Origin of the sequence: Algibacter marinivivus, assembly GCF_003143755.1 — a bacterium.
Taxonomy (GTDB): domain Bacteria; phylum Bacteroidota; class Bacteroidia; order Flavobacteriales; family Flavobacteriaceae; genus Algibacter_B; species Algibacter_B marinivivus.
Genome location: NZ_QFRI01000001.1, coordinates 451,640 through 471,817 on the forward strand (window position 1 = coordinate 451,640; position 20,178 = coordinate 471,817).

At 33.9% G+C, this 20,178-nt stretch carries 31 protein-coding genes; 2 read left to right on the forward strand and 29 right to left on the reverse strand.

Annotated features, from left to right (window positions below):
- Positions 1-144: 144 nt before the first annotated feature.
- The 29 genes from rpsK to rpsL form a co-directional block, all read right to left on the reverse strand.
- Positions 145-528: a 30S ribosomal protein S11 gene (gene rpsK / locus DIS18_RS02150; protein ID WP_109351397.1), complete on the reverse strand. Its 384-nt coding sequence runs from the start codon at positions 526-528 to the stop codon at positions 145-147.
- Positions 529-632: 104 nt separating this feature from the next.
- Positions 633-1,001 (reverse strand): 30S ribosomal protein S13, encoded by a 369-nt coding sequence (gene rpsM, locus DIS18_RS02155; protein WP_109351398.1) that lies wholly within the window; start codon positions 999-1,001, stop codon positions 633-635.
- A gap of 3 nt (positions 1,002-1,004) precedes the next feature.
- Positions 1,005-1,121 (reverse strand): type B 50S ribosomal protein L36, encoded by a 117-nt coding sequence (gene ykgO / locus DIS18_RS02160; RefSeq protein ID WP_013305171.1) that lies wholly within the window; start codon positions 1,119-1,121, stop codon positions 1,005-1,007.
- A 4-nt stretch (positions 1,122-1,125) separates the two neighbouring features.
- A complete protein-coding gene (infA, locus tag DIS18_RS02165) occupies positions 1,126-1,341 on the reverse strand; it encodes a translation initiation factor IF-1 (protein ID WP_007094967.1) in 216 nt (71 codons plus the stop codon).
- Between the two features lie 10 nt (positions 1,342-1,351).
- A complete protein-coding gene (gene secY, locus DIS18_RS02170; protein WP_109351399.1) occupies positions 1,352-2,707 on the reverse strand; it encodes a preprotein translocase subunit SecY in 1,356 nt (451 codons plus the stop codon).
- 14 nt (positions 2,708-2,721) lie between these two features.
- Positions 2,722-3,174, reverse strand: a complete 453-nt coding sequence (gene rplO, locus DIS18_RS02175) for a 50S ribosomal protein L15 (RefSeq protein ID WP_109351400.1) — start codon at positions 3,172-3,174, stop codon at positions 2,722-2,724.
- Positions 3,175-3,188: 14 nt separating this feature from the next.
- Positions 3,189-3,368, reverse strand: coding sequence for a 50S ribosomal protein L30 (rpmD, locus tag DIS18_RS02180; RefSeq protein ID WP_019386285.1), 180 nt, complete (start codon positions 3,366-3,368; stop codon positions 3,189-3,191).
- A gap of 11 nt (positions 3,369-3,379) precedes the next feature.
- Positions 3,380-3,904, reverse strand: coding sequence for a 30S ribosomal protein S5 (gene rpsE / locus DIS18_RS02185; RefSeq protein WP_109351401.1), 525 nt, complete (start codon positions 3,902-3,904; stop codon positions 3,380-3,382).
- Positions 3,905-3,910: 6 nt separating this feature from the next.
- A complete protein-coding gene (gene rplR / locus DIS18_RS02190; protein ID WP_109351402.1) occupies positions 3,911-4,267 on the reverse strand; it encodes a 50S ribosomal protein L18 in 357 nt (118 codons plus the stop codon).
- Between the two features lie 10 nt (positions 4,268-4,277).
- Complete coding sequence (gene rplF / locus DIS18_RS02195; protein WP_109351403.1) at positions 4,278-4,820, reverse strand: 50S ribosomal protein L6; 543 nt, start codon at positions 4,818-4,820, stop codon at positions 4,278-4,280.
- An 18-nt stretch (positions 4,821-4,838) separates the two neighbouring features.
- Entirely contained in the window at positions 4,839-5,237 is a 399-nt protein-coding gene (rpsH, locus tag DIS18_RS02200) for a 30S ribosomal protein S8 (RefSeq protein ID WP_109351404.1), read from the reverse strand.
- Positions 5,238-5,305: 68 nt separating this feature from the next.
- Positions 5,306-5,575, reverse strand: a complete 270-nt coding sequence (gene rpsN, locus DIS18_RS02205) for a 30S ribosomal protein S14 (RefSeq protein WP_092579393.1) — start codon at positions 5,573-5,575, stop codon at positions 5,306-5,308.
- Positions 5,576-5,578: 3 nt separating this feature from the next.
- Positions 5,579-6,130: a 50S ribosomal protein L5 gene (rplE, locus tag DIS18_RS02210; protein ID WP_109351405.1), complete on the reverse strand. Its 552-nt coding sequence runs from the start codon at positions 6,128-6,130 to the stop codon at positions 5,579-5,581.
- Positions 6,131-6,132: 2 nt separating this feature from the next.
- Positions 6,133-6,444: a 50S ribosomal protein L24 gene (gene rplX / locus DIS18_RS02215; protein ID WP_109351406.1), complete on the reverse strand. Its 312-nt coding sequence runs from the start codon at positions 6,442-6,444 to the stop codon at positions 6,133-6,135.
- A gap of 13 nt (positions 6,445-6,457) precedes the next feature.
- Positions 6,458-6,826, reverse strand: coding sequence for a 50S ribosomal protein L14 (rplN, locus tag DIS18_RS02220; protein ID WP_069831953.1), 369 nt, complete (start codon positions 6,824-6,826; stop codon positions 6,458-6,460).
- Between the two features lie 2 nt (positions 6,827-6,828).
- Positions 6,829-7,086 carry a 30S ribosomal protein S17 gene (gene rpsQ / locus DIS18_RS02225; RefSeq protein WP_019386276.1) on the reverse strand — a complete coding sequence of 86 codons (258 nt, stop codon included), beginning with the start codon at positions 7,084-7,086 and terminating at the stop codon, positions 6,829-6,831.
- A 12-nt stretch (positions 7,087-7,098) separates the two neighbouring features.
- Positions 7,099-7,290, reverse strand: a complete 192-nt coding sequence (gene rpmC, locus DIS18_RS02230) for a 50S ribosomal protein L29 (protein WP_034043309.1) — start codon at positions 7,288-7,290, stop codon at positions 7,099-7,101.
- Between the two features lie 12 nt (positions 7,291-7,302).
- Positions 7,303-7,722 (reverse strand): 50S ribosomal protein L16, encoded by a 420-nt coding sequence (gene rplP / locus DIS18_RS02235; protein WP_109351407.1) that lies wholly within the window; start codon positions 7,720-7,722, stop codon positions 7,303-7,305.
- A 21-nt stretch (positions 7,723-7,743) separates the two neighbouring features.
- Positions 7,744-8,460 carry a 30S ribosomal protein S3 gene (gene rpsC, locus DIS18_RS02240; protein WP_109351408.1) on the reverse strand — a complete coding sequence of 239 codons (717 nt, stop codon included), beginning with the start codon at positions 8,458-8,460 and terminating at the stop codon, positions 7,744-7,746.
- Between the two features lie 7 nt (positions 8,461-8,467).
- Entirely contained in the window at positions 8,468-8,875 is a 408-nt protein-coding gene (gene rplV, locus DIS18_RS02245; protein ID WP_109351409.1) for a 50S ribosomal protein L22, read from the reverse strand.
- A 6-nt stretch (positions 8,876-8,881) separates the two neighbouring features.
- Complete coding sequence (gene rpsS / locus DIS18_RS02250; RefSeq protein ID WP_027880209.1) at positions 8,882-9,160, reverse strand: 30S ribosomal protein S19; 279 nt, start codon at positions 9,158-9,160, stop codon at positions 8,882-8,884.
- A gap of 3 nt (positions 9,161-9,163) precedes the next feature.
- Positions 9,164-9,991 carry a 50S ribosomal protein L2 gene (gene rplB, locus DIS18_RS02255; RefSeq protein ID WP_109351410.1) on the reverse strand — a complete coding sequence of 276 codons (828 nt, stop codon included), beginning with the start codon at positions 9,989-9,991 and terminating at the stop codon, positions 9,164-9,166.
- A 10-nt stretch (positions 9,992-10,001) separates the two neighbouring features.
- Entirely contained in the window at positions 10,002-10,292 is a 291-nt protein-coding gene (gene rplW, locus DIS18_RS02260) for a 50S ribosomal protein L23 (protein ID WP_109351411.1), read from the reverse strand.
- Positions 10,293-10,299: 7 nt separating this feature from the next.
- Positions 10,300-10,929 carry a 50S ribosomal protein L4 gene (gene rplD, locus DIS18_RS02265; RefSeq protein ID WP_109351412.1) on the reverse strand — a complete coding sequence of 210 codons (630 nt, stop codon included), beginning with the start codon at positions 10,927-10,929 and terminating at the stop codon, positions 10,300-10,302.
- A complete protein-coding gene (rplC, locus tag DIS18_RS02270; protein ID WP_109351413.1) occupies positions 10,929-11,546 on the reverse strand; it encodes a 50S ribosomal protein L3 in 618 nt (205 codons plus the stop codon). Before rplC ends, rplD begins: the two co-directional genes overlap by 1 nt.
- Positions 11,547-11,742: 196 nt before the next feature.
- Positions 11,743-12,048, reverse strand: coding sequence for a 30S ribosomal protein S10 (gene rpsJ, locus DIS18_RS02275; protein ID WP_007650482.1), 306 nt, complete (start codon positions 12,046-12,048; stop codon positions 11,743-11,745).
- 11 nt (positions 12,049-12,059) lie between these two features.
- The gene (gene fusA, locus DIS18_RS02280; protein ID WP_109351414.1) at positions 12,060-14,186 is read right to left on the reverse strand and encodes an elongation factor G; all 2,127 of its coding nucleotides are present in this window, start codon (positions 14,184-14,186) and stop codon (positions 12,060-12,062) included.
- 3 nt (positions 14,187-14,189) lie between these two features.
- Complete coding sequence (rpsG, locus tag DIS18_RS02285) at positions 14,190-14,666, reverse strand: 30S ribosomal protein S7 (protein WP_109351415.1); 477 nt, start codon at positions 14,664-14,666, stop codon at positions 14,190-14,192.
- 21 nt (positions 14,667-14,687) lie between these two features.
- Positions 14,688-15,062 (reverse strand): 30S ribosomal protein S12, encoded by a 375-nt coding sequence (gene rpsL, locus DIS18_RS02290; RefSeq protein ID WP_019386263.1) that lies wholly within the window; start codon positions 15,060-15,062, stop codon positions 14,688-14,690.
- 178 nt (positions 15,063-15,240) lie between these two features.
- Between rpsL and DIS18_RS02295 the strand changes: the two genes are divergently transcribed.
- Together DIS18_RS02295 and DIS18_RS02300 are read left to right on the forward strand one after the other, a co-directional pair.
- Positions 15,241-16,938 (forward strand): POTRA domain-containing protein, encoded by a 1,698-nt coding sequence (locus DIS18_RS02295; RefSeq protein WP_109351416.1) that lies wholly within the window; start codon positions 15,241-15,243, stop codon positions 16,936-16,938.
- Positions 16,939-17,055: 117 nt separating this feature from the next.
- Positions 17,056-20,178 carry a SusC/RagA family TonB-linked outer membrane protein gene (locus DIS18_RS02300; RefSeq protein ID WP_109351417.1) on the forward strand — a complete coding sequence of 1,041 codons (3,123 nt, stop codon included), beginning with the start codon at positions 17,056-17,058 and terminating at the stop codon, positions 20,176-20,178.

The window sequence follows — 20,178 nt, forward strand, 5'->3', positions numbered from 1 at the left end:
CCTTCGATAATCGTTGATCTCTCGTTAATACTTGTTAATTATTTTTCAGTTTGCAAATTTATACAAAAAATTAACACCATCTGATATTCAGATGGTATTAATTTTCACTTTGCTTTATTCTAATTCGCGTTAGTAAAAACGTGATTAAACTCTTCTTCTTTTTGGAGGACGACATCCATTATGTGGTAATGGTGTAACATCTATAATTTCTGTTACTTCAATACCTGCATTGTGGATTGAACGAATAGCAGATTCTCTACCATTTCCAGGACCTTTCACATATACTTTTACTTTTTTTAATCCTGCTTCTGATGCAACACCTGCAGCATCTTCAGCGGCTAATTGAGCAGCATAAGGTGTGTTTTTCTTTGATCCTCTAAATCCCATCTTACCAGCAGAAGACCATGAAATTACGTCTCCTTTTTTGTTGGTAAGTGAAATAATGATGTTGTTAAAAGAAGCTGTTATATGAGCTTCTCCTACAGCATCAATGATTACTTTACGTTTTTTTGTGCTTGTTTTTGCCATCTTTTCTAGTGCTTAGTTTTAGTGATAGTCGCTAGAATCCTAAACCGTATAATTTCAAACAGATTCCTTCCAACGTCTAAATACTAAAGACTATTTTTTAATTATTATGCTTTCTTCTTGTTAGCAACAGTTTTTCTTCTACCTTTTCTGGTTCTAGAATTGTTTTTTGTACGTTGTCCTCTTAATGGAAGACCAGCTCTATGACGAATACCTCTGTAACATCCAATATCCATTAATCGCTTAATGTTTAATTGTGTTTCAGAACGTAATTCACCTTCAATAGTGAATGTACCAACAGATTCACGAATACCAGCAATTTGGTCATCCGTCCAATCTTGAACTTTAATACTTTCATCTACTTTAGCTGCTGCTAAAATTTCTTTTGCTCTACTTCTACCTATTCCATAGATATAAGTTAAAGAGATAACTCCTCTCTTATTTTTTGGTATGTCTACACCTGCAATTCTTGCCATAGCTTATCCTTGTCTTTGTTTGAATCTAGGATTCTTTTTGTTAATGACGTAAAGTCTTCCTTTTCTACGCACAATCTTACAATCTGCGCTTCTTTTTTTAACTGATGCTCTTACTTTCATCTTGTTAGTATCTATAAGTTATACGAGCCTTAGTTAAATCATAAGGACTCATTTCTAATTTTACTTTATCTCCTGGTAATAATTTAATGTAATGCATACGCATTTTACCAGAAATATGTGCTGTCACAATGTGACCATTCTCTAATTCAACACGAAACATAGCATTTGATAATGCTTCTATAATTGTTCCGTCTTGCTCTATTGCTGCTTGTTTTGCCATAGTATAATAATTAAGCTACTGCTTTTCTATTTTTACCTGTCTTCATCAAACCATCATAATGTCTATTTAACAAATAAGAATTTATTTGTTGCATAGTATCAATTGCAACTCCAACCATAATTAATAATGAGGTTCCTCCAAAAAATAAAGCCCATCCTTGTTGTACACCCATTAGTTTAACAATAACCGCTGGGAACACAGCAATAAGTGCTAAAAAGATTGAACCTGGTAATGTTATTTGAGACATTATCTTATCTAAGTATTCCGATGTTTCAGAACCTGGACGAATACCAGGAATAAAACCACCACTACGCTTTAAGTCGTCTGCCATTTTATTGGTAGGTACTGTAATTGCTGTATAGAAGTATGTGAATACTATAATTAATAATGCAAATGTAATATTATAAACTAATCCAAAAATATCTGAATAGTTAGTTTGTAACCATGCTCCAAATGCCGTTTCTTTTAAAAAAGAAGACCCCCCAATCAAACTAGGAACAAACATAATTGCTTGTGCAAATATGATTGGCATTACTCCAGAAGCATTAAGCTTTAATGGAATATATTGTCTTGATCCAGCCATAGCGCTTTTCTCATAACCACCAGAAGCAGTTCTTCTTGCGTATTGTACAGCAATCCTTCTAACTCCCATGACTAACATGATAGATGCTAATATGATAACAAACCAGATAACTAGTTCTATTAAAATCATCATTAAACCACCATTACCACCACCTGTCAATCTAGTATCAGCATTTTGGATGAATGATTGTGGCAAAGTTGCTATAATACCTACCATAATTAATAATGAAATACCGTTACCAATACCTTTGTCTGTAATTTTTTCTCCTAACCACATCGCAAATATACAGCCTGTTACTAATATTGTAACTGATGAGAAATAAAACAATGGACCTGTTCCCAACAAAAATGCTGTTGATGGAATTCCTAATGCAGGTAAACTTGCTAAATATCCTGGGGCTTGTAATAAACAAATAGCTATGGTTAACCAACGCGTAATTTGTGTAATTTTCTTTTGCCCACTAGCACCTTCTTTCTGAAGCTTTTGTAGGTAAGGAATAGCAATACCCATTAACTGTACAACAATAGAAGCAGAAATGTAAGGCATAATACCCAAAGCAAAAACCGAAGCGTTTGCAAAAGCTCCACCAGTAAAAGCATTAAGTAAACCTAATAACCCACCATCAGCACTATCTGCTAAACCACCTAACTGAGATGCATCAATACCTGGTAAAACTACTTGGGCACCAAAACGATAAACTAATAACAGACTCAAAGTAACAATGATTCTGTTTCTTAGTTCTTCAATTTTCCAAACATTCTTTATTGATTCTATAAATTTCATACTTGTAATACGTCTTATATAGTTACAGCTTCTCCACCAGCAGCTTCAATAGCAGCTTTTGCTGAAGCAGTAAATTTATGTGCAGATACTTTTAACTTTGCTTTTAACTCACCTCTACCTAAAATCTTAACTAGATCATTTTTTCCAGCTAAACGGTTAGAAAATAACGTTTCAAAATCTACTGTATCTTTAATTTTCTTATCATCAACCAATTGTTGTAAAGTATCTAAGTTGATTCCTTGATACTCAACACGGTTAATATTAGTAAAACCAAACTTTGGAACACGTCTTTGTAATGGCATTTGACCACCTTCAAATCCTAGTTTCTTAGAATAACCTGAACGAGATTTAGCTCCTTTGTGACCACGAGTTGCCGTACCACCTTTACCAGAACCTTGTCCTCTACCTATTCTTTTCCCTTGGTTTTTATTTGAACCTTCTGCAGGTTTTAAATTACTTAAATCCATTTTCAGTTTATATTTTAAGCTTCTTCAACAGAAACTAAATGTGAAACTTTAGCAACCATACCAAGTATATTTGGTGTAGCTTCGTGCTCTTTTACTTGACCAATCTTTTTAAGACCAAGAGCTTCTAAAGTTCTTTTTTGTCTTTGCGTACGATTGATTGCGCTTTTAACTTTTTTTACTTTAATCTTTGCCATCTCTGTCTGTATTAAGCGTTAAAAACTTGTTCAAGTGAAATACCTCTATCTCTAGCAATAGCATTCGCATCTCTTAATTGTAATAAAGCATCAAAAGTTGCTTTTACTACATTATGAGGGTTTGAAGATCCTTGAGATTTTGATAATACATCATGTACACCAACTGCCTCAAGCACTGTTCTTACAGCACCACCAGCAATTACACCTGTACCAGGAGCAGCAGGAATAATATTTACTCTAGCGCCACCGTATTTACCTTTTTGCTCATGTGGTAATGTTCCTTTTATAATAGGAATACGTACAAGATTTTTCTTAGCATCTTCAACAGCTTTTGCAATTGCACTAGCAACGTCTTTAGATTTTCCTAAACCTTGTCCTACAACACCAGCCTCATCACCAACTACAACAATTGCTGAAAAACCAAATGCTCTACCACCTTTAGTTACTTTTGTAACTCTTTGTACTCCAACTAAACGATCTTTAAGATCTAATCCACCTGGTTTTACTAATTCTGCACTTTTATATTTTTTAAACATAATTTCTTAGAATTTTAGTCCTGCTTCTCTAGCTCCTTCAGCTAATTGTTTAACTCTTCCGTGATACAAATAACCACCTCTATCAAAAGCAATAGTTTCTACACCTGCTTTTAAAGCTTTTTCAGCAAGTGCTTTACCTACTAATTTAGCTACTTCTGATTTAGTCGCTTTCGCAGAACTAATATCTTTATCTCTTGAAGATGCTGCACTGATTGTGTTACCAGTAACATCATCTACTATTTGAGCATAAATTTCTTTATTACTTCTATAAACAGCTAACCTTGGTCTTGCTTCTGTACCAGAAACAACCTTACGGATTCTGTTTTTTATTCTTAGTCTTCTTTCGTTCTTTGTCAATGCCATAACTTAATTATTAAGCTGATTTACCTGCTTTTCTTCTTATTTCTTCACCAACAAACTTGACTCCTTTTCCTTTGTAAGGTTCAGGTTTTCTAAATCCGCGGATTTTCGCAGCTACTTGACCAACAAGTTGTTTATCGAATGATGTTAGTTTCACTATTGGATTTTTTCCTTTTTCTGATATTGTTTCAACTTTTACTTCTGGAGCAATGTTTAAAACAATATTATGAGAAAATCCTAAGGCCAAATCTAATTTTTGTCCTTGGTTTGATGCTCTATAACCTACACCTACCAATTCTAATTCTTTAGTCCATCCTTTAGATACACCTTCTATCATATTATGCATTAATGATCTATATAAACCATGTTTTGCTTTCTGATCTTTAGTATCAGAAGAACGTGTTACCATAACATTTCCTTCTTCTACTTTAATTTCAATAGAGTCGTAATTTTGTGTTAACTCTCCTAATTTTCCTTTTACAGTTACTACGTTATCTTTAACATCAACTGTTACACCTTCTGGAATGGCTACTGGATTATTTCCTATTCTTGACATTTCTTTCTGGCTTTAAAATTAGTAAACGTAACATAAAACTTCACCTCCAACATTATCTCTTTTGGCTTGTTTACCTGTCATAACTCCGTGAGAAGTTGAAACAATAGCAATACCTAAACCGTTTAAGATACGTGGTAGCTCATTAGCACCAGCATACTTACGTAAACCTGGTGTACTAATACGTTGAAGTTTTTTGATTACTGGTTCTTTTGTTTCTTTGTTGTACTTAAGAGCTATTTTAATAGTTCCTTGTACAGAAGAATCATCAAACTTGTAACTTAAAATATATCCTTGTTCGAATAATATTTTAGTAATGTCTTTTTTAAGATTAGAAGCAGGAATCTCTACCACTCTGTGGTTAGCACGCACTGCGTTTCTAATTCTTGTCAAAAAATCCGCAATTGGATCTGAGTACATAATGAATTGATTTTGCGGTCTTGGTTTTCGAACTATTTCGAACCTTAAACCTGATTATTTAAATAATATTACCAACTAGCTTTTTTAACTCCAGGGATAAGACCTTGATTAGCCATTTCTCTGAAAGTTACACGAGAAATTCCAAAAGTTCTCATGTATCCTTTTGGTCTTCCTGTTAATTTACATCTATTATGCTGACGAATAGGAGATGCATTTTTTGGTAACTTTTGTAATGCTTCATAATCTCCAGCTTCTTTTAAAGCTTTACGTTTTTCAGCATACTTAGCTACTGTTTTTGCTCTTTTTACCTCACGGGCTTTCATTGATTCTTTAGCCATATCTTAGTTCTTTTGAAAAGGTAATCCTAATTCGTTTAATAATGATTTTGCTTCTTTATCAGTATCTGCAGTAGTTACAAATGTAATATCCATACCAGAAATTTTATTCACTTTATCAATGTTTATTTCTGGGAAGATAATTTGCTCAGTAATTCCTAAATTGTAATTACCTCTACCGTCAAATCCTGTAGCTTTTATGCCGTTAAAATCTCTAACACGTGGAAGTGCTGAAGTTACTAAACGATCTAAAAATTCATACATTCTTTCTCCACGTAAAGTTACTTTTGCCCCAATTGGCATTCCTTTACGTAATTTGAATGATGCAACATCCTTTTTTGATAATGTAGATATCGCTTTTTGTCCAGATATAGTAGTTAACTCTTCTACTGCGTAGTCAATTAACTTTTTGTCTGCAACTGCTGCTCCAACACCTTTAGATATTACTATCTTAGTAAGTTTAGGAACTTGCATTACATTTTTATATCCAAATTCATCTGTAAGAGCTGCAATTACTTTGCTTTTATACTCTTCTTTAAGTCTTGGTGAATATGCCATAACTATATTACTTCATTAGATTTTGTTGAAAATCTTACTTTTTTATCGCCTTCCATTCTATATCCAACTCTAGTTGTTTCTCCTTTTGAAGTTAACAATGATAAATTAGAAATATGAATAGCGGCTTCTTTCTCTACGATTCCACCTTGAGGATTTTGTGCACTTGGTTTAGTATGTTTCTTAACCATGTTTACGCCCTCTACAATCGCTTTGTTCTTATCTATTAATACCTTTTGTACTTTACCTTCAGATCCTTTATGATCTCCAGCAATTACTTTTACAGTATCTCCAGTTTTTATTTTAAGCTTTGTCATCTTATATAATGTATTAAAGCACCTCTGGTGCTAATGATACAATCTTCATGAATTGCTTATCACGAAGTTCTCTAGCAACAGGACCAAATACACGTGTACCTCTCATCTCACCCGTTGGGTTTAATAAAACACAAGCATTATCATCAAATCTTATATAAGATCCGTCTGGTCTTCTTACTTCTTTCTTTGTACGAACAACAACTGCTGTAGAAACTGCTTTTTTCTTAATGTTTCCATTAGGAGTTGCATCTTTAACAGAAACAACTATCTTATCTCCTACAGAAGCGTATCTTCTTTTAGTACCTCCTAAAACACGGATTACTAAAACCTCTTTTGCTCCAGTATTGTCTGCTACCTTTATTCTTGATTCTTGCTGTAACATAATTATTTAGCTCTTTCTAGGATTTCTACTAATCTCCAACATTTAGATTTACTTAAAGGTCTTGTTTCCATGATCTTTACAGTATCACCAATATTGCAATCGTTCGTTTCATCGTGTGCAACGTATTTTTTCGTTTTTAACACGAACTTACCATACATAGGGTGTTTTACTTTTTTAACCTCTGCAACAACTATTGATTTTTGCATTTTGTTACTAGTAACAACTCCTATACGTTCTTTTCTTAAATTTCTTGTTTCCATCTTTCAGCAGAATTATTGTAATTCTCTTTTAGTTAATTCAGTCGCAATTCTAGCTACGGTTCTTCTTATAGAACGTAATTGAATTGGATTTTCTAAAGGAGATATTGCATGAGCCAATTTTAGGTCTGAATAACTCTTTTTTGTTTCACCAAGTTTTTCTTGTAACTCAGCTACAGATAATTCTTTAATTTCTGATTGTTTCATCATCTTAAATTATTATGCTTCGTAATCTCGAGCGATTATAAACTTAGTTTTTACTGGTAATTTTTGTGCTGCTAAACGTAATGCTTCTCTTGCAACGTCTAATGGCACACCACCAATTTCAAATAAAACACGACCTGGTCTACATACAGCTACCCATAATTCAACGGCACCTTTACCTTTACCCATACGTACTTCAAGAGGCTTTTTTGTAATAGGCTTGTCTGGAAATATTTTAATCCAAAGTTGACCTTCTCTTTTCATGTAACGTGTAGCGGCAATACGAGCTGCTTCAATTTGACGTGCAGTAATAAACGTAGCGTCTAATGCTTTTATTCCAAAAGTTCCGTTAGAAAGTTGATGCCCTCTTCCTGAGAGACCTTTCATACGTCCTTTTTGTTGTTTACGAAATTTTGTTCTTTTAGGCTGTAACATTTTTCTTTACTTTATAAAAAATTACTTTCTACGACGAGGTCCTTTATTGCCTCCTCTTGCTCCACCTTTTCCTTGCTTCTTAGATAATCCAACAAGCGGAGAAAGCTCTCTTTTACCATATACTTCACCTTTCATGATCCATACTTTAACACCCAGTCTACCATAAGTAGTGTGTGCCTCAACTAAAGCATAATCAATATCGGCTCTAAAAGTTGATAAAGGAATACGTCCTTCTTTGTAGTGTTCAGAACGTGCCATTTCAGCTCCATTTAAACGACCACTAATTTGGATTTTAATTCCTTCAGCGTTCATACGCATTGTAGCAGCAATAGCCATCTTAATTGCACGTCTGTATGAAATTCTGTTTTCAATTTGACGAGCGATGCTTGATCCTACCAAAAATGCATCAAGTTCAGGTCTTTTAATCTCAAAGATGTTAATCTGAACTTCTTTTCCAGTAATTTTCTTAAGCTCTTCTTTTAACTTGTCTACCTCTTGACCGCCTTTACCAATAATGATACCTGGACGAGCCGTAGTGATAGTAACGGTTACAAGTTTTAAAGTTCTTTCGATAATTACTCTACTAACACTAGCTTTAGATAAACGCGCGTGAACGTATTTTCTAATCTTATCGTCTTCGGCAAGTTTATCACCATAATCGTTTCCTCCGTACCAGTTAGATTCCCATCCTCTGATAATTCCTAAGCGATTTCCGATTGGATTTGTCTTTTGTCCCATACTCTTATTAAGCTTGTGTGTTATTGTTAGCTCCAACCACTAATGTTACATGGTTTGAACGTTTTCTAATTCTGTGTGCACGACCTTGAGGTGCTGGACGTAATCTCTTTAACATAGATCCGCTATCCACTTTAATCTCTTTTACAAATAATTCTGCAGTTTCAACATCAGCATCTTCATTCTTTGCTTGCCAGTTAGCGATAGCTGATAATAACAACTTCTCTAAACGACCAGATGCTTCCTTTTGATTAAACTTCAAAATATTCAGTGCATTCTCTACCTTTTCGCCTCTTACTAAATCAGCTACTAAGCGCATTTTTCTTGGTGATGTAGGACAATTATTAAGTTTTGCAAAAGCAACTTGCTTTTTAGCTTCCTTAATAGCGTCTGCCATTTGTTTTTTACGACTTCCCATAGCTTACTACTTTTTACCTTTATTTTTAGCACCTGCATGTCCACGGAATGAACGTGTTGGTGAAAATTCTCCTAACTTATGACCTACCATGTTTTCAGTTACATAAACTGGTACAAATTGACGGCCATTGTGTACTGCTATAGTTTGCCCAACAAAATCCGGAGTAATCATACTGGCTCTTGACCAAGTTTTGATTACCGTTTTTTTGTTAGCTTCCACATTTGCAGCAACTTTCTTCTCTAATTTATAATGAACGTAAGGTCCTTTTTTTAATGATCTTGCCATGTCTTATTTCTTTCTACGTTCTACAATATATTTATTACTTGCTTTAGTCTTAGAACGGGTTCTGTAACCTTTAGCTGGAATACCGTTTCTAGAACGAGGATGCCCACCTGAAGACTTACCTTCACCACCACCCATTGGGTGATCAACTGGATTCATAACTACTGGTCTAGTACGTGGTCTTCTTCCTAACCATCTTGTTCTACCTGCTTTACCTCCAACCATTAATTGATGATCTGAGTTAGACACAACACCTATAGTAGCCATACAGTTAGCAAGAATTAATCTTGTTTCTCCTGAAGGTAATTTTATAGTAGCAAACTTACCATCTCTTGCCATTAATTGAGCAAATGCACCAGCACTACGGGCCATAACAGCTCCTTGTCCTGGACGTAACTCTACGCAAGAAATAATTGTTCCTAATGGAATTTCACTTAATGGCATTGAATTTCCAATTTCTGGAGCAATACCCTCTTTACCAGATACTACATTTTGCCCAACCTGAAGTCCATTTTGTGCAATAATGTACCTTTTCTCTCCATCTTGATAGTTCAATAATGCGATAAAAGCTGTTCTGTTTGGATCGTACTCAATAGATTTAACTTCACCAGGAATCCCAGCTTTGTCTCTTTTAAAATCGATAATACGATACTTTTTCTTATGACCTCCACCAATATAGCGCATGGTCATTTTTCCTCGATTGTTTCTACCACCAGACCTTTTGTTCGGAACGAGTAAACTCTTTTCCGGCTTATCAGTAGTAATGGCATCGTAACCGTTTACTACTCTAAATCGCTGTCCTGGTGTGATTGGTTTTAATTTTCTTACTGACATTAGTCTTTAATTACATGTTACTGTATAAATCAATCATTTCACCTTCCGCCAGTTGTACAATTGCTTTTTTAACAGCATTTGTTTTACCATGTTGAATACCAGTTTTTGTAAACTTAGTACTTCTATCTGGACGGACATTTATAGTACGAACTTTTTCAACAGAAACTCCGTAAGTGGCTTCCACCGCTTTCTTGATTTCTACCTTGTTCGCCTTTGTATTCACCGCGAAAGTATAGCAGTTTCTCAACTCGCTATCTGCAGTCGCTTTTTCTGTGATTATAGGTTTAATTAAGATACTCATCTGTTTCTTATTTACTTAAGTTTGTTTCAATTCCTTCTAAAGCTCCTTCTAAAAGCACTACTTGATTTGCATTTAAAATCTTGTAAGTACTTAATTCTGAAGATGTTATAACTTCTGAGCTTTTCAAATTGCGCGATGACAAATATACGTTATTATTTGACCCACCCAACACAAAGAGTGTTTTTTTGTTTTCTAGTTCTAAAGCCTTTAAAACTGCAGTAAAATTCTTAGTCTTTACAGTATCAAAACTAAAGTCTTCTAAAACTGTAATTGACTTCTCTCCTGCTTTGATACTTAAGGCAGATTTACGTGCTAAACGCTTTAAGTTTTTATTAAGTTTGAAGCTGTAATTTCTTGGTCTTGGACCGAACATACGACCACCACCTTTAAATACACCAGACTTAATACTACCTGCTCTTGCCGTACCAGTTCCTTTTTGCTTTTTAATCTTACGTGTACTACCAGCAATCTCAGCCCTTTCTTTCGATTTGTGAGTTCCCTGACGTTGGTTTGCTAAATATTGTTTAACATCCAAGTATACTGCGTGATTATTAGGCTCAATAGCAAACACATCTTTAGAAAGGTCTGCCTTTCTACCTGTGTCTTTTCCGTTTATATCTAAAACTGCTACTTTCATTATTTTCTAATAATTACATAAGCGTTTTTGTGACCAGGAACACATCCTTTAACCACAAGTAAGTTCTTTTCAGCAACTACTTTTAAAACTCTTAAATTTTGAACTTTAACTGTGTCTCCACCCATTCTTCCTGCCATTTTCATTCCTTTGAAAACTCTTGCAGGGTAAGATGCAGCTCCAATAGATCCTGGTGCTCTTAAACGGTTATGTTGACCGTGAGTAGCTTGACCTACACCACCGAAACCATGACGTTTTACAACACCTTGAAATCCTTTACCTTTAGATGTTCCTGCTACATCAACAAATTCACCTTCAGTGAAATGTTCAACAGTGATTGCATCTCCTAATTTGTACTCCTCATCAAAACCTTTGAATTCAACAACTTTGCGTTTTACAGAAGTACCCGCTTTTTTAGCATGACCTAAGTCTGCTTTAGTAGCGCTTTTTTCTGTCGCGTCATCGAAACCAAGTTGAACAGCTGAATAGCCGTCAACATCTTCAGTTCTGACTTGGGTAACGATACATGGTCCAGCTTCGATTACTGTACAAGGAATATTCTTCCCATTTTCATCAAAGATGCTGGTCATACCGATTTTTTTTCCAATTAACCCAGACATATTTATTATTTATTAATTATTACTATTTAGTTGAAACCTAATCCAACATATATTATTAAAAAAATTCAGGGACAAAATACGTTTCGTCCCTGAAATGTATTTATCCGTTTTTCCCGCGACCGCATCGGTGGGACATTTTAATTTCTCTTAACGAGATCCCGAAACAATTTCGGGATGTAAATCAAAGTTTATGTACTTAAACTTTAATTTCCACTTCTACACCACTTGGTAATTCAAGTTTCATTAACGCATCAATTGTTTTTGATGACGAAGAGTATATATCTAATAATCTTTTATAAGAAGATAATTGAAATTGCTCTCTTGATTTCTTGTTTACGTGAGGAGAACGTAATACAGTGAAAATTTTCTTGTGCGTTGGTAATGGAATTGGTCCAGTTACAACAGCACCAGTACTTTTTACTGTTTTTACAATCTTATCAGCAGACTTATCTACTAAGTTATGATCGTAAGATTTTAATTTTATTCTGATTTTTTGACTCATTTTCTTAGATTTTAAGCTTCAACACCTTTTGCTGCTTTAATAACCTCTTCAGAAATATTTGAAGGTGTTTCAGCATAATGTGAAAATTCCATTGTTGACGTTGCACGACCCGATGACAATGTTCTTAATGTAGTTACATATCCGAACATTTCTGATAATGGCACAGTAGCTTTTACAGTTTTTGCACCAGCTCTATCACCCATATCGCTTACTTGCCCTCTTCTTCTATTTAAATCTCCAACAATGTCACCCATGTTCTCTTCAGGTGTAATTACCTCAAGTTTCATGATTGGTTCCATGATTACCGCTTTTGCAGCTTTTGCAGAATTTTTAAATCCAAGTTTTGCAGCTAATTCAAATGATAATTGATCCGAATCCACATCGTGATATGAACCGTCAGTTAATGTTACTTTCATAGCATCAACTTCGTATCCTGCCAATGGTCCATTAACCATTGCCATTTTAAATCCTTTTTCAATTGAAGGGATAAATTCTTTAGGAACATTACCTCCTTTAATTTCAGAAACAAACTCTAATCCTACTTTTCCTTCTTCAGCAGGCTCTAATGTAAACACTATGTCTGCGAATTTACCACGTCCACCAGATTGTTTCTTATAAACCTCTCTATGTTGTGCACGTTGTGTAATTGCTTCTTTGTACTCTACTTGTGGTTGTCCTTGGTTTACTTCAACCTTAAACTCACGTTTTAAACGGTCAACAATAATATCTAAGTGAAGTTCTCCCATTCCAGAAATAATAGTCTGACCTGAAGCTTCATCAGTTCTTGCTGTAAATGTTGGATCTTCCTCTGCTAATTTAGCTAAAGACATACCTAATTTATCAACATCAGCTTTAGTTTTAGGTTCAACCGCAATACCAATTACTGGGTCTGGGAAGTCCATAGATTCTAGAACAATAGGATGTTTTTCATCAGACATAGTATCACCAGTCTTGATATCTTTAAATCCTACTGCTGCTCCAATATCACCGGCTTCAATATAATCGATAGCATTTTGTTTATTAGAGTGCATTTGGTAAATTCGAGAGATACGCTCTTTCTTACCTGAACGATTGTTCAAGATATAAGAACCTGCATCTAATCGACCAGAATAGGCGCGGAAAAATGCTAAACGACCTACAAAAGGGTCAGTAGCAATTTTAAATGCTAATGCAGCAAACGGATCTTTTGCATCCGGCTTACGGATAGCTTCTGCTCCTGTATCTGGATTTGTACCTACTATATTATCTCTATCTAACGGAGAAGGTAAGTAACGACAAACAGCATCTAATAAGAATTGTACACCTTTATTTTTAAAAGCAGAACCACAAATCATTGGAATGATAGCCATATCCATAACAGCAGCTCTAAGTGCAGCATGCACTTCATCTTCCGTTATAGAATCCTCATCTTCCATGAATTTCTCTAAAAGATTTTCATCATAAGTAGCTACTTCTTCAATTAAAAGTGCACGATACTTACGAGCTTCTTCTTTCATCTCTTCTGGAATATCAATCACATCAAAAGTTGCCCCTTGCGTTTCATCATGCCATACAATAGCTCTATTTTTTACTAAATCTATAATACCTTTAAAATCCATTTCGTCACCAATGTTTAAAACAATTGGTACCGCATTAGACTTTAACATATCTTTTACTTGTTGACAAACACCTAAAAAGTTTGATCCTTGGCGGTCCATTTTATTAACGAAACCAATTCTAGGAACTTTATAGTTATCTGCTAATCTCCAGTTAGTTTCAGATTGAGGCTCAACACCATCAACTGCACTAAATAAAAATACTAAACCATCAAGTACACGTAAAGAACGATTTACCTCTACAGTAAAATCAACGTGACCTGGAGTATCTATAATATTAAAATGATATCCTTTTGTATCTGGTGTTGGTTGCCCGTTTTCAATTGGAAACTTCCACTCACAAGTTGTAGCAGCAGAAGTAATCGTAATACCCCTTTCTTGCTCTTGCTCCATCCAGTCCATTGTAGCAGCACCATCATGCACTTCTCCAATTTTATGCGAAACACCTGTGTAATAAAGAATACGCTCTGTGGTAGTAGTTTTTCCTGCATCAATATGTGCAGCAATACCTATATTTCTAGTGAATTTTAAATCTCTTGCCATGTCTTAAAATCTAAAGTGAGAGAATGCTTTATTAGCTTCTGCCATTTTGTGAGTATCTACTCTTTTCTTAACAGCCGCTCCTTCTTCTTTAGCTGCTGCTAAAATTTCAGATGCTAAACGTAATGCCATAGATTTTTCGTTACGCTTTCTTGCATAACCAATCAACCATTTCATTGCTGTTGATACTTTACGGTCTGGACGAATTTGCATTGGAATTTGGAATGTTGCACCACCAACACGACGACTACGTACTTCTACGTGAGGCATCACATTTGATAAAGCATCTTTCCAGATTTCTAATGCTGTTTTTTCATCGTCAGTTTTTTTTGAGTCTACAATATCAATTGCATCGTAGAATACTTTAAAAGCGACAGACTTTTTTCCATCCCACATCATCATGTTAACGAAACGCGTTACTAACTGATCGTTAAACTTTGGGTCTGGTAAAAGCGGTCTCTTTTTTGCTGCTCTTTTTCTCATGTCTTCTTCTTAAAGTTTTAATTACTTTTTAGGGCGTTTAGCACCATACTTAGATCTACGTTGCGTTCTACCTGAAACACCTGCTGTGTCTAAAGCACCACGTACAATGTGATATCTAACTCCTGGCAAATCTTTTACCCTTCCACCTCTAACCAATACTATCGAATGCTCTTGTAGATTATGTCCTTCACCACCGATGTATGCATTAACCTCGTTACCGTTTGTTAAACGAACCCTTGCTACCTTACGCATTGCTGAGTTAGGTTTTTTAGGAGTTGTTGTGTAAACACGAGTACACACACCACGTCTTTGCGGACAAGAATCTAAAGCAGCCGATTTACTCTTCTTGGTTATTTTGGCTCTTCCTTTTCTTACTAATTGCGAAATTGTTGGCATATATATTATATATAAATTTTATTATCCTCTTTTTAAGAGGGGTGCAAATGTAGAAATTAAAATTCAAAATTCAAATCCTAATCGGTTAATTTTTAAGAGTTTTCAAAAATAATAACATTAGCTATATTATAAGCTTAGATTTTCCGTTAGATTTACAGAAAAATTAGCAAGCAAAAACGTGCAAAAAACTTCTTATTTACTCCTTATTATATATGTGCTTTTTTCTTCGAATGGATTTTGCCAACAATTAACATTAGATATTGAAGCAGAAAACGATGTAAAAACTAAAATTATAGACTCATTAGGGTATTTAAAAATTCATAAAGACTATGCTTCAATCAAAACAGAAATTAACATTGTTCAAAATAAACTGTTTCGTTTAGGTTATGTTGAAAATGAAGTTAAGCGAATTAAAAAAAAGAGTGACACTTCTTTTTATTCAAAAATTCATTTAAAAACTAAATTAGACTCCTTATATACATATTACAATAAAAATAGTATTGATAAATCTATTTTAAAATTAGTATCAAAGAATGTTTTTGATGATTATTTTATTTTGAATTTTTCAGAAGTTGAAAATGCTCTAAAAATTATAAATTCTGAAATTTCTAAAAAAGGTCTTCCTTTTAATAAAGTACAACTATCAGAAATAAAAATTAAAGACAATTCTAATTTGCAAGCTTATTTAACAATTGATTTTTCTGAAAGACAAAGAAATATAGATAATATTGTAATTAAAGGCTATGAAAAATTCCCTCGTTCTTTTTTAAAGCATTTTTTAAAAATAAAGAAAGAACAACTTTTCGATTTAAAAAAAATTAAATCAAAAACCGAACAGTTGAACAATTTGAATTTTGCGAATGAAATCAAACCTCCTGAAGTTTTGTTTTCAAAAGATTCAACTTCCTTATATATATACCTTGAAAAAGCAAATAGCAATACTTTTGATGGCTTTTTAGGATTTGGAACAAATGAAGAAACCAACAAATTAGACTTTGATGGGTATTTAAATCTCAAGCTAATTAATAATTTAAATTATGGAGAGTCGTTTAGACTATTCTATAAGAGTGATGAGAACGACCAACAAACATTTGAGACAGACATTTCTCTTCCTTATATATTCAATACACCTATAGGTATTGATCTACTTTTAAGAATTTTCAAAAAAGATTCATCATTTACAACAGTCAACCAATCTGCACGATTACATTATCAAATTAATTCAAAACACAAAATTTATGGAGGTATTGTTTCTACAGAATCAAATAATCTACTTTCAGATAACAACACCAACGCATCCATTTTAGATTACAAAACTCAATATTACACATTAGCCTATCAGTTTTTACAACCGCAGTATAACAATTTACTATTCCCTTTAAAATCAAAATTGTATATAGAAACAGGTTTTGGAAATAGAAAAACTGATTTAAACAAACAAAGCCAATCACAATTCAGCATCGATGCATTAAAAATTTTTCAACTAAATATAAAAAACAGTGTTTTTATGAGAATTAATGGTTCTAATTTAATCTCTGATACATTTTTTGAAAATGAATTACTAAGATTTGGTGGCATAAACTCAATTAGAGGATTTGAAGAGAATAGTTTGTTTGCTTCTTTATTTGGAATCATCAATACAGAATACAGGTTTCAACTAAACAACAATATTTATATTCATTCCATATTTGATGCAGGTTATTTTGAAAACAAAACATTAAACACTAAAGAGAAACTATATGGCTATGGGTTTGGATTTGGAATTCTTACCAAATCAGGATTATTACGATTTAACTATGCAAATGGAAAAAATGAGAATACTTCATTTAAACTGTCTAATTCTAAAATACACCTCAGTTTGACGGCAAATTTCTAGTTTCAAATTATCGATTTCTTAAAAAAATATCCTTTTTATCAAATTTTAACCATTATTTATTGTTTTATTAAGATAATTTTATGATTTTTGGCATTGACTAATTCAAATAATTATAAAATGAAAACAAAGTTTAGTGGAATTCTAACGCTATTACTAGCGTTTGTTGTGCAACTAACGTTCGCACAAGAAAAGACAATTTCAGGTACAGTATCAGATGGTTCTGGTCTACCTTTACCTGGAGCAACTGTCTTAGTTAAAGGTACTTCTTCTGGTACATCTTCAGATTTTGACGGTAAGTATTCAATAAAAGCGAATCAAGGAAGTACTCTTGTATTTAGTTTTGTTGGTTACACTACCAAAGAAGTTTCAGTAGGAGCCTCAAACACAATCAATGTTACATTACAAGAAGATGCAGAATCTTTAGAAGAGGTAGTTGTAACAGCCTTCGGTATTAAAAGAGAGAAACGAGAGATTACTTATCAAACCGAGAAAGTAGACGAACAATTACTAAACCAAGCACAATCTACCAGAGCAGCAAGTGCTTTAGCTGGTAAAGTTGCAGGTTTACAGATTAATGTTCAAAATAATGGTGTAAATCCTTCATCTCAAATTCTTTTACGTGGTGTTAGATCTATTGGACAAAACAACCAAGCTTTAATAGTAATTGATGGTGCTATCTCAAGTACTGGAGCTTTTGATGATTTGAACCCTAATGATATAGAAAGTTTAAACGTACTTAAAGGTGCTACTGCTGCTGCATTGTATGGAGCTCAAGCGAGTAATGGTGTTCTTATTGTTACAACAAAAAAAGGTTCAAGAGGAGAAAATATTACAATAGGAGTTAATACTGCTGTTACATTTGAGGATGTAGCTTACATGCCAGATTTCCAAAGTGAATATGGTACTGGATGGCAAGGTGCTTATGACCCTATTGAAAATACTAACTGGGGACCTCGTTTTGATGGAACAGTCAGACAAGTAGGACCAACTTTTGCGGATGGTACTTTTCAAACTTTACCTTATGCTCCTGTAAAAGACAACGCTAGAAATTTCTTTGAAACTGGTAATACAGTACAAAACACTTTTTATCTAAGTGGTGGTAATGATACTGGAAGCATGTATCTTTCTGTTGGTAATCAAAGAACTGATGGGATTACACCTAACGACACTTATAGAAGAACAACTGTTAGAGCTAATGCATCAAAAAAACTTGGTGATGTAACTATTTCTTTAAACTCTTCATTTTTTAGAGACAACACAAATGATATAGGTAACACATTAGGTGCTCAAGACAGAGGTTTATATTGGTTTGTTTTAAATCAATCAGCTAATATTCCAATTGAAAATTATAAAGATTGGAGAAATGATTTATTTTCTTCTCCTGATGGGTATTATAATGGGTATTATCAAAACCCTTATCATATGGTAGATACTAGTAGAGATACTGACAAAACAAATCGTTTAACAGGAAACGTTAGTGCTTCTTGGGAAGCAACAGATTGGTTAAATGTTACTGCCAGATTAGGTGGAAACTTCTTTACGGGTCAAGGAAAAGAATGGAGAGATGCTCAAGTTTTTACTAACGCATACACTAGACCTACAGGAAATACATCTTTTCTGAGAGATTCTAATTTCCAACGTACAGATTACACAGTTGATTTATTAGCAACTGCTAATTTTAACTTAACTGAAGATATTACCTTAAAAACTATACTTGGTGCCAACAGTTTAACAAATCAATTCTCTTCTAGATCTGTAAGAGGTGATAACTTAGCTGTTCCAGGTTTATATGACTTAAGTAATGCAGGTAGTGTACAAACTCCTGTTAGTAATGATTTTGAGAGAAGAATATATGGTGTTTTTGGAGATGTAACTTTTGGATATAAAAACTTTTTATTCTTAAATGCATCTGGTAGATACGATTCAACATCTACTCTTAACCCAGATGATAATAGTTATTTCTACCCTGCAATCGGTTTATCTGCTGTATTAACAGATGCCATTCCTGACATGAAAAGTGATGTTCTAAACTACGCTAAAATTACTGCAAGTAATTCTACCGTATATAATGATTTAGGAGCTGAACAAATTATAGAATCTTTTACTGCTCCTCTTGGTTTCCCATTCCCTGGAGCTTCAGGTTTTGAACAACAAGATAGTTTTATAGATGCTGGTATCAAGAAAGAAAAAGTGAACACAACTGAGTTTGGTTTAAATCTTGGACTTTTTAATAATAGAGTTACTATTGACGGTTCTTACTTTAAAACATTCATCACTGATAATATTGTAACAAGAACTGCTCCAACATCTTCTGGTGGTAATGGTTTATTAACAAATATTGGTGAAATTGAAAGTACTGGTTTTGAACTAAGTATTGGTGCTACAGTTTTAAAAACTGAAGATTTTTCATGGGATGTAAATATCAATTATACTACCAACGAAGCCATCGTTAATGAAATTGGAGACGCTTCAGTTAGTGGTGAAGAAATTGCTCTTGCAACAACTGGAGAATTTGGTGTTTTTGCAATTGAAGGACAACAATGGCCAGCTCTAAAAGCATCAGCTTATTATAGAGATCCAAGTGGTAATGTAGTTATTGACCCAGCTAATGGTAACCCAATTAGTACAACTCAATTAAGTGGAGATAACCCACAGTCTGGATTAAAGAATTTAGGTTCTACGGTTCCAGATTATATCATAGGTTTAAACTCGTCTATAAATTATAAAGACTTTAGATTATCAGCAACTTTTGATTATAGAACAGGTCATGTGTATTATGCACAAGGTTCTGACAGAATGGAATTTACAGGAAGATCTCAAGAGAGTGTATCTGCTAACAGACAAGATTTTGTTTGGCCAAATTCAGTTGTTGAAACTAGTCCTGGTGTTTTTGCTGAAAATACTAATATTCCAATTACAGATGGTTTACAAGATTTCTGGACGAATACTTACAATGAAATTAAAGAAAACTATGTAAGAGATGCTACAGCTGTAAAACTTAGAGAAATTTCTTTAAGCTACAATTTACCTCAAAAATTCTTAGATAAAATTGCTGTAAGAAAATTAACTGTGGGTATAATAGGACGTAATTTATTTACGTGGTTACCTAAAGAAAATAGATTCTCTGATCCTGAGTTTAGTAATAACAATGGACCAGCTGGTAATGGTATTGGTATTGGTGGTTATTTCCAAGGACCTCCAACACAGTCTTATGGTTTCAACATTAATATAGAATTTTAA

What these genes read in the sequence shown, in the direction of transcription:
- rpsK (WP_109351397.1), bottom strand. Translation starts at nt 528, where the DNA reads ATGGCAAAAACAAGCACAAAAAAACGTAAAGTAATCATTGATGCTGTA.
- rpsM (WP_109351398.1), bottom strand. Translation starts at nt 1,001, where the DNA reads ATGGCAAGAATTGCAGGTGTAGACATACCAAAAAATAAGAGAGGAGTT.
- ykgO (WP_013305171.1), bottom strand. Translation starts at nt 1,121, where the DNA reads ATGAAAGTAAGAGCATCAGTTAAAAAAAGAAGCGCAGATTGTAAGATT.
- infA (WP_007094967.1), bottom strand. Translation starts at nt 1,341, where the DNA reads ATGGCAAAACAAGCAGCAATAGAGCAAGACGGAACAATTATAGAAGCA.
- secY (WP_109351399.1), bottom strand. Translation starts at nt 2,707, where the DNA reads ATGAAATTTATAGAATCAATAAAGAATGTTTGGAAAATTGAAGAACTA.
- rplO (WP_109351400.1), bottom strand. Translation starts at nt 3,174, where the DNA reads ATGGATTTAAGTAATTTAAAACCTGCAGAAGGTTCAAATAAAAACCAA.
- rpmD (WP_019386285.1), bottom strand. Translation starts at nt 3,368, where the DNA reads ATGGCAAAGATTAAAGTAAAAAAAGTTAAAAGCGCAATCAATCGTACG.
- rpsE (WP_109351401.1), bottom strand. Translation starts at nt 3,904, where the DNA reads ATGTTTAAAAAATATAAAAGTGCAGAATTAGTAAAACCAGGTGGATTA.
- rplR (WP_109351402.1), bottom strand. Translation starts at nt 4,267, where the DNA reads ATGGCATTGACAAAGAACGAAAGAAGACTAAGAATAAAAAACAGAATC.
- rplF (WP_109351403.1), bottom strand. Translation starts at nt 4,820, where the DNA reads ATGTCAAGAATAGGAAATAATCCAGTAGCCATTCCAGAAGGTGTAACA.
- rpsH (WP_109351404.1), bottom strand. Translation starts at nt 5,237, where the DNA reads ATGTACTCAGATCCAATTGCGGATTTTTTGACAAGAATTAGAAACGCA.
- rpsN (WP_092579393.1), bottom strand. Translation starts at nt 5,575, where the DNA reads ATGGCTAAAGAATCAATGAAAGCCCGTGAGGTAAAAAGAGCAAAAACA.
- rplE (WP_109351405.1), bottom strand. Translation starts at nt 6,130, where the DNA reads ATGGCATATTCACCAAGACTTAAAGAAGAGTATAAAAGCAAAGTAATT.
- rplX (WP_109351406.1), bottom strand. Translation starts at nt 6,444, where the DNA reads ATGACAAAGCTTAAAATAAAAACTGGAGATACTGTAAAAGTAATTGCT.
- rplN (WP_069831953.1), bottom strand. Translation starts at nt 6,826, where the DNA reads ATGTTACAGCAAGAATCAAGAATAAAGGTAGCAGACAATACTGGAGCA.
- rpsQ (WP_019386276.1), bottom strand. Translation starts at nt 7,086, where the DNA reads ATGGAAACAAGAAATTTAAGAAAAGAACGTATAGGAGTTGTTACTAGT.
- rpmC (WP_034043309.1), bottom strand. Translation starts at nt 7,290, where the DNA reads ATGAAACAATCAGAAATTAAAGAATTATCTGTAGCTGAGTTACAAGAA.
- rplP (WP_109351407.1), bottom strand. Translation starts at nt 7,722, where the DNA reads ATGTTACAGCCTAAAAGAACAAAATTTCGTAAACAACAAAAAGGACGT.
- rpsC (WP_109351408.1), bottom strand. Translation starts at nt 8,460, where the DNA reads ATGGGACAAAAGACAAATCCAATCGGAAATCGCTTAGGAATTATCAGA.
- rplV (WP_109351409.1), bottom strand. Translation starts at nt 8,875, where the DNA reads ATGGGAAGTCGTAAAAAACAAATGGCAGACGCTATTAAGGAAGCTAAA.
- rpsS (WP_027880209.1), bottom strand. Translation starts at nt 9,160, where the DNA reads ATGGCAAGATCATTAAAAAAAGGACCTTACGTTCATTATAAATTAGAG.
- rplB (WP_109351410.1), bottom strand. Translation starts at nt 9,991, where the DNA reads ATGTCAGTAAGAAAATTAAAACCAATCACACCAGGACAGCGATTTAGA.
- rplW (WP_109351411.1), bottom strand. Translation starts at nt 10,292, where the DNA reads ATGAGTATCTTAATTAAACCTATAATCACAGAAAAAGCGACTGCAGAT.
- rplD (WP_109351412.1), bottom strand. Translation starts at nt 10,929, where the DNA reads ATGAAAGTAGCAGTTTTAGATATAAACGGAAAAGACACAGGTAGAAAG.
- rplC (WP_109351413.1), bottom strand. Translation starts at nt 11,546, where the DNA reads ATGTCTGGGTTAATTGGAAAAAAAATCGGTATGACCAGCATCTTTGAT.
- rpsJ (WP_007650482.1), bottom strand. Translation starts at nt 12,048, where the DNA reads ATGAGTCAAAAAATCAGAATAAAATTAAAATCTTACGATCATAACTTA.
- fusA (WP_109351414.1), bottom strand. Translation starts at nt 14,186, where the DNA reads ATGGCAAGAGATTTAAAATTCACTAGAAATATAGGTATTGCTGCACAT.
- rpsG (WP_109351415.1), bottom strand. Translation starts at nt 14,666, where the DNA reads ATGAGAAAAAGAGCAGCAAAAAAGAGACCGCTTTTACCAGACCCAAAG.
- rpsL (WP_019386263.1), bottom strand. Translation starts at nt 15,062, where the DNA reads ATGCCAACAATTTCGCAATTAGTAAGAAAAGGAAGAGCCAAAATAACC.
- DIS18_RS02300 (WP_109351417.1), top strand. Translation starts at nt 17,056, where the DNA reads ATGAAAACAAAGTTTAGTGGAATTCTAACGCTATTACTAGCGTTTGTT.